Origin of the sequence: Paenibacillus sp. MCAF9, assembly GCF_052114265.1 — a bacterium.
Taxonomy (GTDB): domain Bacteria; phylum Bacillota; class Bacilli; order Paenibacillales; family Paenibacillaceae; genus Pristimantibacillus.
Genome location: NZ_JBFREL010000106.1, coordinates 1 through 360, shown reverse-complemented (window position 1 = coordinate 360; position 360 = coordinate 1). Strand labels below are relative to the sequence as shown.

Below are 360 nucleotides of genomic sequence, written 5' to 3'. Positions count from 1 at the left end.
CGCCGGCCCAGCGCCAGTTGCTGACTTCGGCCTTCAACGCGACGAAGGTTTCCGTGCGCGAATCGTTCGAACCGAGTTCTTCCAGATAGCCCGGCACCGGCCGGCCTTCGACGGCGCCTGCGCGGTACTGGCCGCGCACGGTGACCTGCGCCGCCGCGCCATCGACGACGGGCTTGAGCGAACGCAGCACCTTGAGTTTTTCGTCGCGGATCGCGTAGGCGGCGAGCGAGGACGGCGGCTCCATCGCGACCAGGCACAGCAGCTGCAACATGTGGTTCTGCACCATGTCGCGCAGCGCGCCGGACTTGTCGTAGTAGCTCGCCCGACGCTCCAGGCCGACGGTTTCGGCCACGGTGATCT

Annotated in this window: 1 pseudogene; it reads right to left on the bottom strand. The window is 67.5% G+C overall.

From position 1 onward, the window contains the following. A pseudogene (locus AB4Z45_RS33095) lies at positions 1–360 on the bottom strand (glucose-6-phosphate dehydrogenase); the annotation flags it as partial.